Here is a 12,869-nt window from a genome sequence, read left to right as displayed (position 1 = left end):
GGACACCGGGAGCCACTCATGAGCGACGAAGCCGTCATACCGGGGGACATACGGGAGGCGGCGGCCCCGCCCCCGGAGCCCGGGGAGCACCGTCACGAGCACCGTCACGACGCGTATGTCTTCGCCATCGGCCGGATCGGCTGCCGCTTCCCCGACCCCGGCGTCGAGAAGGAGTTCGCCCAGATCGCCCATGGCTCGGACACCAGGGGACGGACGGACGACGAGGCGCTGCGCCAGGTCATCGGACGCCCCGAGAACCGTTATCTGGCCCGGCAGATGCAGTTCTTCCTCGACATCCAGGGCGTGGAGACCTATACGGTCGTCCCCCGGTTCACGGAGGACTACGCGAAACTGATCGGCGCCCTCCGGCCCGAACCCTCACCGCTCGATCTCGATGTGGTGATCGGGGTACGGGGACCTCAGGCGACCGGATCCTGTGCCGGTTCCCTGCCCGTCGTGGAGTTCCACCAGCTCTACTCCTTCGACCGCCCGACCCTCTTCAAGGCGATCAGGAAGCCCGATGGCATGACGGCCAAGCGCTTCCGGGCCACGGCCGACACGGTACTGACCAAGATCCTCCAGATCACGGAGAACGCGGGCGCGACCCCCATGGACCGCGCCGCGAACTATGTGGCCTGCCGGTACGAGGCCGTCTATCTCAAGACCTTCGAGGCTTTCGCCGACGACTACGCGCTGACCTCGATCGACGTCTCCCCGGCGGCGGTCGGCGGCGACCGGGGCGTGATGGACTTCGTCGTGTCGTACACCAGCCGCGCCACCGACATCACGGAGAAGTACTCGGTCCTCGTCGCCACCCAGTACATGAATCCCTATCTGCTGAACCGTCTCGGGCCGAGCCTCTGAGAAGGGGTGATCTCATGAACCTCCCGGGATTCACCGCGGGATCGAGCGTCGGCTACGGCGTCTTCCCCGCCCAGGTCTCCTACGGCACCTGCTCGGACGAGTGCCGTGTCATCTGCCGGTCGCAGTGCCAGCACAAGTACGATCCGGCCGCCTGCAGCCAGCGGTGCCAGGGGCCGTGTGTCGACGACTGCATGCGTCCGCCGTGCACACCGGACTGCCACGATGTGACCTACTGCGACGAGGACGGGGCGACCGTCGCCGTCACCAAGTGCCGGGAGTGCGACGGTACGGAGAGCACCTCGCCGCCCCGGCTGATCAAGCCCACCTGTCCGTGATCCGGTGGCGGCCGCCCGCAACCCCTGGAATCGGGTCCGGCCGGGCGCGGTGACGGCGCGTCCGGCCGGGCATCCGGCCGTCGTGGTGGGGGTGGTCGACGGCTCCGTCGACCTCGGCCACCCCGGTCTGGCGCTCCAGTCCGTCCGCGTCATCGGCGCCGGCGCCGACCCGGCACCGGACGAACCGGGGCCTTCGCCCGGTCACGGCACCCTGGTCACGGCGGCGCTCGCCGCCCGGCCCACGGCTCCCGTCCCCGGCCTCTGCCCCGGCTGTGCGTTTCTCGTCCGCCCCGTCGCGGGCGTGGACACCCCGCCCGCCGCGCCCGCCGAACTGGCCGCCGCCCTGGACGAGATCGCGGCGGCGGGTGCCCGGGTGGTGAACATCAGCCTCGCGCTCGGGCCCGTCGCATACGGCCGTACGGCGACCGATACCGGCATCCGGCTGCTGCTGGCCGCCGTGGACCGGGCCGCGCGGCACGGGGTCGTCGTGGTCGCGGCGGCGGGCAACGACGGCGGGCTCGGGGGCTCCCCGCTGGTCCGCCACCCCTGGGTGATCCCCGTCGTCGCCCGGGACGGAAACGGCCGCCTTCTGCCGACGTCGACCCTCGGCCGGGCGATCGGGCGCCACGGTCTGACGGCCCCCGTCCTCCCCGGCGCCCTCACCGGCACCAGCGCCGCCGCTCCCGTCGTCACCGGGACGGTGGCCCTGCTGTGGTCCCTGTTCCCCGGCGCGCCCGCCGAAGCCGTGCGGTACGCCGTCACCCGGGTCCGGCCACCGGGGCGGCGGCCGTCCGTGGTCCCCCCGCCGCTCGACGCGGCGTACGCGTACGACGTACTGCGCGACCTGTCGGCATAGGGCCTCAGATGGGTTAGATGCGTCAGATGGGGATCGTGTCCAGATACGAGATACGGCGGGTGGTCTGCCCCGGCTCCGGGCTGTCGGCCAGGACGTCGTACTCCCGGACCACGACGCGCATCGCCCGGGCGCCGACGTCCGCGGGCAGCGTCAGGTCCTGGCGCCAGATCGCGACCGGCCCCCCGCCCGGCTGACGGACCATCGCCACCGGCGGGACGGTGTCGAGGGTGAGCCAGCCCGCGTCGTCCGTGAGCGTCGTGCTGCGGAACTGGACGACCACCGTGAACTCCGATGCCAGCCCGTCCCGTCCCGGCGGCGGCTCCGGCGCGACGACCGTCACCCGCACCGGCGAGCCCGCGGTGCTCCCTCCGACGACGATCTTGGCGCGCCGGTAGGCGGGCAGCTGGACCCATCCGGCGTCCACCGCCGGGGAGGCCCGCAGATCCTCGGGAGCGGTGAGCGAGTCGGGCTGGAGCCGGACCACCATCAGATGGACGAAGGGCTGGTAGAGGGTGTTCCCCAGGAACCGGACGTCCGCGTACCAGAGGTGTCGCCGCGGGTCGTAGTCGACGGGGAAGCCGAGGGCATGGCCCTGGTCCAACGGTACGTCGACGGCACGGGAGTCGAGGTTCGCGGGTGTGGGGTACGCCATGACGGGCGCGTCCCCCGGGTCCCGGATCGGATCACGGCCCCAGGTCGTGGCCCACTGCTGCGCCGAGGGGTCGATCGGGCCCGGCATCGCGGCGTCCACGACCCGTACGCCGAGGAGTTCGCCCTCGCCGGACAGGTACCAGGGCCGTTTCAGATGGACCCGGACCGTCCCCTCGTTGCGGATGCTGGTGGTCGTGGTGCCCGAGGTGGTCCGCTCCCAGACGAACGCGGGCACGATCGAGTGCACCACGGGCGCCGGGGGCCGGACGGTCGACGGCACATGGAGGGAGACCGGCGGCCCCGCGCGGACGACCGGGGGTACGACGTACGAGACCTCCACCGACGTCCCGTCCGGGATCGTCCCGTCCGGCTTCCGGGTGACCGTCCCGTTCACGTCGTCCACGGTCACATCGGTGCCGACGCTGTACGACGTCCCGGGCGCGGCCGGTGTCCCGTCGGCGAGGAGCGGTGCGGCGGCCTTCCGGACGGCGACGGTACCCGGGACGAAGGCTCGGGCCACCGCGGCACCCGTGGTGCCGTTGAGGACGACGGTGCGCCGCTCGGCGAAGTACGGCACGAAGCGCGAGGCGCCCACGGGGGTGTACTGGACGAGCCGGTGCCGGGTGTCCCCGGGATCGTGGCGGCTGCGGAACGGCGCACTCGTCACGGTGGGTCCTTCGGGGGCGCCCAGTGTGTCGGTCTCGGGGCGAAGGACGATCCGCGCCGGGGACTCGGTCGGTCCTTCGCCGGTCAGATCGGAGTACTCGGTCCAGGTCGCGTCGGTGTACACGCTGAGGGTGGAGGCACCGTGGACGGCCATCGCGGCCTCGTCGAGGGCGTAGACGGTCTGGCCGGGCGCGCGCAGGACGCGGGGTCCGTTGAAGGCGGGCGGGGTGACGGGGCAGCGGACCGCGTGGACGAAGGTCAGTCCCGTGGTGGGGGTGAGTTGTCCGAGCCGGCCCGCGAGGGCGGCGCGGAGGGCGGAGCCGATCTCGGCGGCCGACGCGCCGGGGACGCCGTCGTCCCGGTCGCTGCTGCCGACGGGTCCGAAGGACCGCGGCCCGGAGGCCGCCGCGTCGGCGAGCAGTTCGTGGACGTCCGATGCGGCCCCTTCGCCGGCGGCCGTGACCGGATCGTCGTGGTGGTCCGTCGTGTACGCCGGTCCGCTCGTCTCCCCCGTACCACCGGCCGCGCCGGAGGCCTCGCCGCCCTGCCGGGCCCGCTCCGTGTACCACCGCCACTGGCCCAGGAGGGCCTCGTCACCCGCCGCGAGCATCGAACCGAGCACGGCGGGGAAGGACGCCGCCGGTTGCAGCGTCACCCGGATCGTCCGGTTCGCGGGGTCCGCGACGGCCGTGGACCGGGTGCTTCCGATCGGTCCGGCCTCGACGACCAGGCGCATCGGCAGCCGCTGGTACCAGCCGGGGCCCCCGGCGGGCCAGGTGGTGAGCAGTTCGGGGGTGTCGGGCACACCGCGCAGCGCCGTGCCCCGGCTCAGCGGATCGGGCAGCCAGGGCAGCTCGATCCGGTCGGTGTCCTGGTACGGGCTGCCGCCCGCGCCGGGGTCCGGGGTGCCGGTGATCTTCCCGCCGTCGTACGTCGTCAGCAGGGTGTGGACGGCCGGGTCGGTCCGGTGCTCGCCGGAGAGGTCGAGCACCCCGTGGCGCTCCGCCAGCTCCACGGACGCCTTCGGCGCGAGCAGATGCCGCTCGCAGGTGGGTCCGGCGACGGGGGCCGCGGGGTCGGCGTTGTCGGTACGGACCACGAGGTCGGCCGGGGACTCGCCCGCGGTGACGGGGCGCCGGAGCACCATGACGGGGGCGGGCACGGGATCGTAGCGGGAGAACGTCAGGGGGACGGTGGCCGGTTCGCCCGCCGCGGGGGTCGCGACGAAGGGGGCGCTGCGGCCCGCGAGGTCGACCAGGCGGGCGCGGAAGCGGTAGGTGCGGCCGAAGCGGAGGGACGGCAGGAGGCCGTCGGGGCAGTCGACGGCGGCGGCGAAGGGCAGCGCGGGGTTCGCCTCGGGTCCCGGGTCGGTGACCTCGCCGTCGACGCCGATGGTCCGGCCGCGGGGTTCGGCGACAAGGCTCCAGTCGTCCCAGCGCAGTACGGCCTGGGTGAGCCGGGCCAGCTCCGTACCGGTCGCGTCGACGCCCCGGCTGACGGCGTCGGTGACCGAGCCCTCGTCGTCGATGGGCAGGGTGCCGTAGCCGTCGACGGTGTACTTCCCCTGCCGGCGGCAGAGGGGGTACCAACGGTTGGAGCCCGCGTCGTGGACGTCCACCCGGACGCCCTGCTGGACGGTGGCCGCGTCGAGGGTCTTCGTATCGCCCTCGCCGCCCTGCTTGAGGTCGTCGTCGATATCGGCGAGGACGTCGAGGACGCTCTGGAAGGTCACCTGCCGGTTGGCCTCGGCGACGAAGATGCCGGCGGAGCGCAGCGCGGGGGGCTTGGTCACGGGCGGGGGGTCGTCGCGGGGCAGGGACTCCAGTGTGCGGGCGTAGTTCTGGAGGGCGAGTCCGCCCGCGTCGAGGTCGACGTCGATCGGGGTGTAGACCGTGGTGTCGTCCAGCGGCAGGAACAGGGCGCCGGAGGTGCCGTCGGGGCGGGCGAGGGAGAGCCGGCCGGTCCGGGCGAGGCACAGGGTCCTGGGCCGGTAGTTCTGGATGAAGACGCTCTGGTTCGGGTCCGCCTGGATGGTGACGGGGTCGCGCTCGTCGAAGTCCGGGGGGATCTGGACGGTGAGGCGGCGGACCAGCCCGAGGGGGGCCATCAGCGCCGGGTGGTCGGCGAGGGCGGCGAGCAGGGCGTGGAATTCGTACGGGCTCGCCGTGCCGGGGCCCATCCGGACCCGGGGGACGGCGGGTGGGGCGATGGGCCGGTGGAAGTCGGCGAGCCGGGTCCAGCCCTCGGCGTCGCGCGCGTCGTCGTCGTCGACGACTTTGGTACGCAGCAGTTCGCGGCGGAGCGCCGAGTCGCCGGGCCCCGACGGGTCGGGCGCGCCCACGCGCCGTACCAGCCGTTCGATCGTCTCCCACGCCTGGCCGGCTTCGTGTGCCGTGTCCTCGGGGGTCCCGTCGGCGGCGGCGGCGCTGACGGCCTGGGACAGGAGGCGCGCGTACACATCGGAGAGCGCGCCGGCCAACTGGCGGGCCGGATAGGACTCGATGGGCTCCCGCACGGAGTGTTCGGCGAAGACGAAGGGCTGGACGAGCAGCGATCCGGGGAAGAGCGCCTGCCAGAGCGCGGGCAGCGGCGGGGTGTCGACGAGGGTGGCGACGGGGGTGATGGAAGCGCCGTTCTTCTTCTTGACGATCACCCTGAACGGCTCGTAGCCGAGGTGGGGGAAGTCGGCGATCGAGGTGTAGCGGGAGAGGGGGAGGACGGCGGTGCCCGGTGGGCTGCCCTCGTCGTTCGAGAGCCGGACGCTGAGGATCAGTGTCAGCGGAATCGTCCCGGGGGCGCTCGGGGGTGCCGCCGGATCGGGGAGCAGGGTCCAGATCAGCGTCTGCTTGATCATGACGCGTCCTCCATGGCGGCGAAGGCGGCGCACCTCTTGTCCCAGGTGCTCCGGGTGGGGAAGGCGTCGGCGTAGGAGGGGTCTCCGCCGCCGCCGAACCGGCGCTCCATGGGCAGGCTGACGGACTGGGAGAAGAAGGCGACCCGGACCCGGACGGTCACGACGGCGCTGCCGATGATGTCCTTGCGCTGGGGGCCGTTCGGGTTCGCCGGGTCCTTGGGGACGTCGACCGTCCTGAGGGAGAGATAGAACTCGACGGAGACGCTGATGATGCCGAGGACGTCGAGTGCGCCGACGGCCCGCAGAAAGCCGTCCAGCAGGCTCTTGCCGTGGTCGAGTTTGAGGTACACCCCGGCGGTGATGGAGACCGAGCCGCTGGCGACGCCCAGGTCGAGGGCGGCGGCCGCGCCGAATTGCAGCTGTGCCTCCAGGATGGTGACCTCGCCGGATTCCACGGTGAGCGAGAGGAATCCGCCGCCGCCGAGGAGGGAGACGGTGAGCAGGAAGGGGTGGTCGCGGGAGGAGACGTCGAAGGTGGTGCGGACGGCGGTGCCGTCGAAGGGGAGGCGTACGGAGATGGACAGGGCCAGGTTCTGGAGCAGGAAGACCCCGGCGCCCACGGTCGGTACGGCGAGTCCGTAGCCGACCTCGACTCCCGTGGGGTCCGCGTCGACCCGGAGCCCGTTGGGGGGCGACGGCAGGTATTCGCGGAGTTTGTCGAGGAAGCGGAGGTCGCCGTCGAAGCCGACTTTGCCGATCTTGACATCGAGGGCGGGGGTGGTGCCCGCCCTGCCGGTGAACGCCATCCGCCGGAACTCGATGGAGAGGATGCTCGCAAAGCTGAGCCGGAAGTCCCGCAGTTCGCCGCGGACCTCGGCGGTCGGCGGGGAGCCGTCGAACCGGGCGAGGCTGGTCGACGCGATGTCGAGGCTGTCGGGCCGGGTCGTCGTCAGCACGCCGAAGGTGTCGACCTTGATCGTGGGGCGCCAGGTCAGCTCGGTCCTGACGCCGGTGGGTGGCTTGAGGTCGCCCTGTTCGTGCAGGACGGTGGTGACGATCTTGGGGGTGCTGGTGCCGTCGCCCGCGCCGATGGGTCCGGGGTCGACCAGCTTCGTCAGGTCGATCACCCCGAGCAGCCGGGTGGTGGGCAGACCGCCGGGGACGGCGGGCGGTGTGAAGAACGTGGCCGGGTCGAAGTGACCGGAGGCGACCGTGTCCAGATTTCCGCCGACGAGTCCGGTGGCGGCGGAGAGTCCGTTGACCGGCAGACCGAGGGCGGCGACGGCGCCGGAGGCGGCGGGCGGTGGGGTGAAGTCGGCGGCCGTCGGCAGGCTCGCGTAGACCTGGCCGGCCGCGGCGAGGCCGTCGGTCACATACTTCTCGTACAGCGTGATCTGCCGGACGGTGCCGGTGACGGCGGGCGGGGCGGCGGCGCTCGCCCCGGCGGTGGCGGGTGGTGGCGCGAGGGCGTCCAGGGCCGGGATCCGGGCTCCGACGGAGAGCAGCCGGGGGTGGGCGGCCAGCCGTCCCGCGGCCATGAGCTGGGCGGCGGTGGCCTGTGACGGTTCGGCCCCGACGCGGAGTTCGTCGAGGTCGACGGTGGTCTTCTCCTCGGTCGTGGTGCTGTCGGGGGCGAGTTCGAGGCGGCCGGTGGCGGGGAGCGGGAGGTCCTTCGTGATGTTCTCGTACGTGGCGAGGGCGCCGCCCAGTCCGCCGTAGGCGCTGTCGCCGTAGACGAAGACGAGGGGGGCGGTGAAGGCGACGCGGTGGCCGAGCCGGTCGTCGGCGCTGAGATCGAAGAGGAGCCGCTGCCCCGACTGGTCGGGGGCGTCGATCCAGTAGCCGATGTCGTCGAGGGACGGGCCCTGGACGATCTCGGTGTCGCGCGGCCGTTCGATCCGGACCCGGACGAAGGGGAAGGCGCGTCCGGCGTCGGGGAGGGCGGCGACTCCCTCGTAGGTGGTCTCGGGTCGCAGTACGGTCAGCCGGATGGTCCTGATCAGTCCGTAGTCGAGACGGCGCTCGGTCCGGGTGGAGATCTGGACGGGGAATCCGAACGGCAGCAGGAAGCCGAGCTGGTCGACCCGGACGACGACGTCCCGGCCGCCTGCCGACCGGTGGCGGTACTCCTTGACGCCGTACGCCGGCAGGTCCTCCCAGTTCGCGATGAGGTCGGCGTCGGCGCCCAGGGCGCTGAGGACGAGCCCGTCGGCGGTGACCGGCCGGGCCCCGGAGGCGTTGTGGATCTGCTGGCGCTGTATCGCGTCGAGGGAGCTGTCGAAGGGCTCCGAGGTCCGCGGCACGGAGAGGCCCCGCAGCCCCACGCCGCCGCCTTCGTAGGGGTCGGCGGACGCGGGGGCGATCCTGGTGTGCCAGATGCCGGTGGCGCCGGAGGCGCCCGTGACGGGGGCGGTCGCATGCCGCCACACCAGGTCGGCGGATGCGGGCCCGAGGAAGAGGCCCCAGACGCATTCGAGGACGGTACCCGTCTGGGTGGCCTGGAGGGCGGCCCAGGACAGCAGCCCGTCCGCGGTGAACGGTACGGACGCGCCCGCCGGTACCCGCAGGGCGACGGTGCTCTCGCCGGAGTACCGCACCCGTTTGGTGCCGGTGGACTCCGCGCCCGGGGACGTGGCCTCCTCCAGGACGGACTGCGGCGGGAAGTGGGCGGTTATCGTGCCCGCGGTGCCGGGGGTGGTGGGGGTGAGGACGACGGCGCCCGCCGCACCCGAGCGGGAGATGTCGGAGAAGGTGAAGTCCAGGACGAGCATGTCCTCACGGCGGAGGAAGGTGACGGTCGTCCCGTCCATGGGCGTCCCCGAGGCCGCGGCGCACATCGGCACCAGCTCCCGTGATCAGCAGAACCCCCTACCGGGCGAAACATCCCTTTTATTAGTATTTCATCCTCACCGGGGGCCTGCCAGCGGGCAATTGACCGGCCGGTATGTGCCCCGTCAACCATCGGTAGCGGTGGCCGGATATCACCGGTGATCATCTGCGTACAGTGTATTCAATTCAGGTAGAGTGTGCGTTTCGCGGAGCGGTCGGCCACCCGGCCGCTCACCCAGGCCCGGAGGAGAGAACCACCATGTCCGCCGCCGATGGCACGTTTCACCAGCAGAGCGCAGTTCCCGCCGGATCCGGTCCCGCCGGGGTCGCGCCCGCCGACAGCCACCATGTCATCGAGGTCCGCGGCGCCCGGGAGAACAACCTCCGCGACGTCTCCGTCGATATCCCCAAGCGGCGGCTCACCGTCTTCACCGGCGTCTCCGGATCCGGTAAGTCGTCCCTGGTCTTCGGCACGATCGCGGCCGAGTCCCAGCGGCTGATCAATGAGACGTACACCAGCTTCATCCAGTCGTTCATGCCGGCCGTCGGCCGTCCCGACGTGGACGCGCTGCGCAATCTCAGCGCCGCGATCGTGGTGGACCAGGAGCGGATGGGCGCCAACTCGCGCTCCACGGTCGGTACCGCCACCGACGCGTACACCATGCTGCGCATCGTCTTCAGCCGCCTCGGCGAGCCGTATGTCGGCCCCTCGCACTTCTTCGGCTTCAACAACGCCGAGGGCATGTGTCCCGAGTGCGAGGGCATCGGCCGGGTCTCGGACATCGACCCGGACCAGGTCGTGGACCGGTCCAAGTCGCTGAACGAGGGCGCGATCCTCGTCCCCGGCTTCCCGGTGGACTCCTGGTCGTGGAAGGTCATGGCCTCGTCCGGCTTCTACGACCCGGACAAGAAGATCGCCGACTTCACCGAGGCCGAGCTGTCCGACCTGCTCCACAAGCCGGTCACCAAGGTGAAGATCGACACCAGCACGATGACGTACGAGGGTCTGGTCACCCGGATCAAGCGGACGTATCTGGCCAAGGACCGGGAGGCGATGCAGAGCCATATCCGGGCCTTCGTCGACCGGGCCGTGGTCTTCCGCGACTGCCCCGGGTGCGACGGCGCCCGGCTGAACCGGGCCGCGCTCGGCTGCCGGATCAACGGGCTCAACATCGCCGAGTGCGCGGCGCTCCAGATATCGGATCTGGCCGCCTTCGTGCGCAAGCTGGACGCTCCGACCGTGGCACCGCTGCTGGCGAACCTCGGCGGACTGCTGGACTCCCTGGTCGAGATCGGTCTGGGCTATCTCAGCCTGGACCGCACCTCCGGGTCGCTCTCCGGCGGCGAGGCGCAGCGCGTGAAGATGGTCCGCCACCTGGGCTCACCGCTCACCGATGTGACCTATGTCTTCGACGAGCCGACGACCGGGCTGCACCCGCACGACATCCAGCGGATGAACGGACTGCTGCTGCTGCTCCGCGACAAGGGCAACACGGTCCTGGTGGTGGAGCACAAGCCGGAGGTCATCGCGATCGCCGACCATGTGGTCGACCTCGGTCCGGGCGCGGGCACCAACGGCGGTGAGATCGGATACGCGGGCGATGTCGCCGGGCTCCGTACCTCCGGCACCCTCACCGGCCGCCACCTGGGGCACCGGGCTGCGCTCCGTGACACCGTCCGCACACCGACCGGCCGGCTGTCGGTCGAGAACGCCACGCTGCACAATCTGAAGAATGTGTCGGTGGACGTACCGCTGGGTGTGCTGACCGTGGTCACGGGTGTCGCGGGCTCCGGGAAGAGCAGCCTCGTCCACGGCTATCTCGCCGACCGGGAGGGCGTCGTGGTCGCCGACCAGTCCCCCATCCGGGGCTCCCGCCGCTCGAATCCGGCCACGTACACGGGTCTGCTGAATCCGATCCGGAACGCCTTCGCCAAGGCCAACGGTGTGAAGCCGGCCCTGTTCAGCGCCAATTCGGAGGGCGCCTGCCCGGGCTGCAACGGAGTCGGTCTGGTCTATACGGATCTGGCGATGATGGCCGGGGTCGCCTCGGTCTGCGAGCAGTGCGAGGGCAAGCGGTACACCCCCGAGGTCCTCACCTACCTGCTGCGCGGCAAGAACATCAGCGATGTGCTGTCGATGCCGATCGCGGAGGCGTACGACTTCTTCCCCTCGGGCCAGGCCCACACCCTGCTGGGGCGGCTGAACGACGTCGGGCTCGGCTACGTCCGGCTGGGCCAGCCGCTGAACACACTCTCCGGCGGTGAGCGGCAGCGGCTGAAGCTGGCGATCCACATGGCCGAGAAGTCGTCCACGTACATCCTGGACGAGCCGACGACGGGGCTGCATCTGGCGGATGTGGACAAGCTGCTGGCGCTGCTGGACCGGCTGGTGGAGAACGGGAACTCGGTCATCGTGATCGAGCACCACCTCGCGGTGATGGCGCACGCCGACTGGATCGTCGACATCGGCCCCGGCGGCGGTCACGACGGCGGTGAGGTCGTCTTCACCGGTACGCCGCGTGATCTCGTCGCCTCCGGTGACACCCTGACGGCCCGCCATCTCGCGGAGTACGTCAACGGGAGCTGAGCCGGGGGGGCCGGGGCACGGCCGCCGCGGCACGTCGAGCGGAGGTTAGGCGCTCCGCCCGGGAAGGTGAGCCGGGCGGGGCGCGCGTTCACGGGGTTACGCCGGAGTCACCCCCGGGCCGCGTACGACAGGAAGTCGGCCCAGGCGGTCGGGGCGACCATCAGCTCGGGACTCCGGTTGAGCTTGGAGTCACGCACATGGACGGCGGCGGGGCAGGCGGCGACCTCGACGCAGTCATCACCGTCGGAGCCGCTGTAGCTGGACTTGCGCCAGGACATGGCCACCTCCACACAACTGTCACCCTGCGAGCCGCTGTAGCTGCTCTTGAACCAGGCCAGTTCGGACGTGCTCATAGCGCTCCTCGCAATCGCTTCAGCAGGCTCAAGGAGTCCTCGGGGGTAAGAGCCTGTGAGCGCATCTTGGCATAGCGTTGCTGGAGGAGGCTGATCTCTTTCCGGTCCCTGATGAGGCGTCCGTTCTCCTGTCCTTCGGAGTAACCGAACCATGTGTGGTCCGGGGTCTCGGCAAGTTGCAGGGAGCCGTCCAACCCCGCGTGTACAGGCTGTCGTAGCGGCATGATCTGGAACTCCACGTTCCAGTGGCGCTCGATCACGTCGATGAGATGGTCGAAGAGTTCACGCGTGACGTCTTTGCCACCCGTATGTCGCTCCAGCACCGCCTGCTCCACGATGAAGCTGAACGCCGTCGGCGGCTTCCGTGACGTCGACAGCAACTCCTGTCGCGCCAACCGTGCCCTTATCCGCTGCTCCAGGTCGTCCTCGTCCGGCAGCGGGGGAACGCTGAGGGAGACAGCGCGGGCATACGCCCCGGTCTGCAAAAGCCCTGGCACCACCCGGCATTCATAGGTGTACAGACTGATGGCCTCGGCCTCCAGCTTGGCCCACTGGCGGAACCAGTTCGCCAGTCCGGGCTGCCGCGCCAGATGCTTCGCCGGGCCCCGGATCGCGCCGAACGCGTCGAAGAGATCCTCCGCGGCCTCCACGAAGTCCGCGGGCGGGAATCGTCGCCCCTGCTCGATGCTGGCGACCGTCTCCGGGGAGTAGTTGACCAGCGGCGCGAGCTGTTCCTGGGTGAGGCCCTGACGTTTGCGGAAGGCCCGGATGATCTCGCCGAACGTCTTGAGACTGTCCGACATCTCGGGCTCCACACGGTCGGCGGGGCCGCCCCCCGCACTCGCACTGTCCGGCATCCCGGGCCCTCCCGCCG

The 12,869-nt window shown here is 71.3% G+C and carries 8 protein-coding genes; 4 read left to right on the top strand and 4 right to left on the bottom strand.

Features of this window, described 5'->3' with window-relative positions:
• Nucleotides 1-18 precede the first annotated feature (18 nt).
• The 3 genes from ACFXG1_RS04365 to ACFXG1_RS04355 are packed head-to-tail and all read left to right on the top strand — an operon-like array spanning nucleotide 19 to nucleotide 2,055.
• A complete protein-coding gene (locus ACFXG1_RS04365; protein ID WP_384714098.1) occupies nucleotides 19-864 on the top strand; it encodes a hypothetical protein in 846 nt (281 codons plus the stop codon).
• A gap of 14 nt (nucleotides 865-878) precedes the next feature.
• On the top strand, nucleotides 879-1,199 hold the full coding sequence (locus ACFXG1_RS04360) for a hypothetical protein (RefSeq protein WP_384714101.1): 321 nt from the start codon (nucleotides 879-881) through the stop codon (nucleotides 1,197-1,199).
• Between the two features lie 4 nt (nucleotides 1,200-1,203).
• Nucleotides 1,204-2,055: a S8 family serine peptidase gene (locus ACFXG1_RS04355; RefSeq protein WP_384740893.1), complete on the top strand. Its 852-nt coding sequence runs from the start codon at nucleotides 1,204-1,206 to the stop codon at nucleotides 2,053-2,055.
• A gap of 22 nt (nucleotides 2,056-2,077) precedes the next feature.
• Here the strand turns inward: ACFXG1_RS04355 and ACFXG1_RS04350 are convergent, their stop codons facing one another.
• Nucleotides 2,078-6,226 (bottom strand): hypothetical protein, encoded by a 4,149-nt coding sequence (locus tag ACFXG1_RS04350; RefSeq protein ID WP_384740890.1) that lies wholly within the window; start codon nucleotides 6,224-6,226, stop codon nucleotides 2,078-2,080.
• Nucleotides 6,223-9,036 carry a hypothetical protein gene (locus ACFXG1_RS04345; protein ID WP_384710209.1) on the bottom strand — a complete coding sequence of 938 codons (2,814 nt, stop codon included), beginning with the start codon at nucleotides 9,034-9,036 and terminating at the stop codon, nucleotides 6,223-6,225. Before ACFXG1_RS04345 ends, ACFXG1_RS04350 begins: the two co-directional genes overlap by 4 nt.
• A 278-nt stretch (nucleotides 9,037-9,314) precedes the next feature.
• Between ACFXG1_RS04345 and ACFXG1_RS04340 the strand changes: the two genes are divergently transcribed.
• Complete coding sequence (locus tag ACFXG1_RS04340; RefSeq protein ID WP_384710206.1) at nucleotides 9,315-11,642, top strand: ATP-binding cassette domain-containing protein; 2,328 nt, start codon at nucleotides 9,315-9,317, stop codon at nucleotides 11,640-11,642.
• Nucleotides 11,643-11,749: 107 nt separating this feature from the next.
• Here the strand turns inward: ACFXG1_RS04340 and ACFXG1_RS04335 are convergent, their stop codons facing one another.
• Both ACFXG1_RS04335 and ACFXG1_RS04330 read right to left on the bottom strand, forming a co-directional pair.
• Nucleotides 11,750-11,995, bottom strand: coding sequence for a DUF397 domain-containing protein (locus ACFXG1_RS04335; protein ID WP_384710203.1), 246 nt, complete (start codon nucleotides 11,993-11,995; stop codon nucleotides 11,750-11,752).
• Nucleotides 11,992-12,798 carry a helix-turn-helix domain-containing protein gene (locus ACFXG1_RS04330; RefSeq protein ID WP_384710200.1) on the bottom strand — a complete coding sequence of 269 codons (807 nt, stop codon included), beginning with the start codon at nucleotides 12,796-12,798 and terminating at the stop codon, nucleotides 11,992-11,994. Before ACFXG1_RS04330 ends, ACFXG1_RS04335 begins: the two co-directional genes overlap by 4 nt.
• Between the last annotated feature and the right edge of the window lie 71 nt (nucleotides 12,799-12,869).

This window comes from Streptomyces sp. NPDC059248 (assembly GCF_042753905.1).
Lineage (GTDB): Bacteria > Actinomycetota > Actinomycetes > Streptomycetales > Streptomycetaceae > Streptomyces.
The sequence above is the reverse complement of the archived record's forward strand: the minus strand, read 5'-3'. Positions and strand labels throughout refer to the sequence as shown.